Below are 1,907 nucleotides of genomic sequence, written 5' to 3'. Positions count from 1 at the left end.
ACCCTGGACATCTCCCCATCCATTTGGCAGCCTCATAGCCACATGAGTTACACATAAATTTCGTTTTCTTTTTTGCCATAAAATTCTCCTATAATAAGAAAAGCATAATCGCCTGTTCTGCCCCGACAGGCAAATGGAGAAAAGCGAGGAGGCAGTTCCTCAGCCACCGCAAACGCTTTTGTTTGCGACGAGCTCGCGCAGGAGCAGTATTTTACCATTTGACCCCGAGGGGCAAGGCACTGGAGCTAGACATCTCGAAAAGCCTATGCGCCTATGTCGCAAAGCTATGTAAAAAAAGGCATTCCGGTGATCTCGGAATGCCTATATTATTAACTTTCTGTGACAGGCTCTGTTGTTCGAACAACAAATTCGTCATTTTCTACATCAAATACTACACGCTGACCAGTTAAGACTTCACCTTTTAACAGTTCCTCTGAAAGACGATCTTCCACATGCTTTTGTAATGCACGGCGGAGCGGACGTGCTCCGTATGTTGGATCGTAGCCTTCTGTAGTAATTTTATCTTGAGCAGCCTCAGTAAGCACTAGCTCTATTCCTTGTTCTTTTAAACGTTTCGCTAGCTGTTCTGTCATTAATGTTACAATTTGTTTTAAGTGTTCCTTCTCTAATGAGTGGAAAACAATCATTTCATCTAAACGGTTTAAGAACTCAGGACGGAATGCTTTTTTCAATTCTTCTAGCATTTTTCCTTTCATATCTTTATAATCCGTTTTTCCAGCTTCTTGTAAGTTAAACCCTACATGTTTATTGTATTTAAGTGCATCTGCTCCAACATTAGATGTCATTATCACTACTGTATTGCGGAAGTCGACTGTGCGACCTTTCGAATCAGTTAATCGACCATCCTCTAATACTTGTAAAAGTATATTGAATACGTCTGGATGTGCCTTTTCAATTTCATCTAATAAAATAACAGAATACGGTTTACGGCGAACTTTTTCAGTCAACTGACCACCATCATCAAAGCCAACATACCCCGGAGGTGAACCTACTAAACGAGAAGTAGAATGTTTTTCCATGTACTCAGACATGTCTACTCGGATCATTGCGTCCTCGTCTCCAAACATTACCTCTGCTAAAGCACGAGCTAACTCCGTTTTACCTACTCCTGTAGGTCCTAAGAAGATAAATGAACCAATTGGTCGCTTCGGATCTTTTAAGCCTGCTCGAGCTCGTCGGATAGCACGAGAAATAGCATCTACCGCTTCTTTTTGTCCGATTACACGTTCATGTAATTTATCCTCCAGCTTTAACAACTTCTCGGACTCTGTTTGAGCTAACTTGGAAACAGGAATTCCAGTCCACATCGAAACTACAGCAGCGATATCCTCGACTGTAACCTCTGACTCTTCTTTTCCTTGTTTTTCTTTCCAAGTATTTTTCATAGTTTCTAATTTATCTTTGATTTTTTGTTCTTTATCTCGGAAAGAAGCTGCCTTCTCAAATTCCTGGCTTTGCACAGCTGCATTTTTCTCAGAGCGAACAGCCTCTAGCTTCGTTTCTAATTCTTTTAAATTAGGAGGAGTTGTATAGGAACGAAGGCGAACCTTAGAACCTGCCTCATCAATTAAATCTATTGCTTTATCAGGCAAGAAACGGTCAGAAATGTAACGATCAGACATTTTAACTGCGGCTTCTACTGCTTCATCCGTAATTTTCACACGGTGATGTGCTTCATAACGATCGCGTAACCCATAAATAATTTGTACAGCTTCCTCTGCAGAAGGCTCATCAACTTGGATTGGTTGGAAACGACGTTCAAGCGCAGCATCTTTTTCAATGTATTTGCGATATTCGTCTAATGTAGTAGCACCTATACATTGAATTTCTCCTCTAGCCAGTGCCGGTTACAAGATATTAGAAGCATCAATTGCCCCTTCTGCCCC

General features: G+C 41.2%; 1 protein-coding gene and 1 pseudogene. Both read right to left on the bottom strand.

The genetic code is table 11. The annotated features are described in order from the left end of the window. The coding region (locus tag AC06OU_RS11910) for a hypothetical protein (protein ID WP_475856019.1) at positions 1-79 on the bottom strand (79 nt) is incomplete at its 3' end. Positions 80-329: 250 nt separating this feature from the next. Next, positions 330-1,907 (bottom strand): annotated as a pseudogene (locus AC06OU_RS11905) (ATP-dependent Clp protease ATP-binding subunit); the annotation flags it as partial.

This window comes from Psychrobacillus sp. (genome assembly GCF_056205495.1).
The sequence above is the reverse complement of the archived record's forward strand: the minus strand, read 5'-3'. Positions and strand labels throughout refer to the sequence as shown.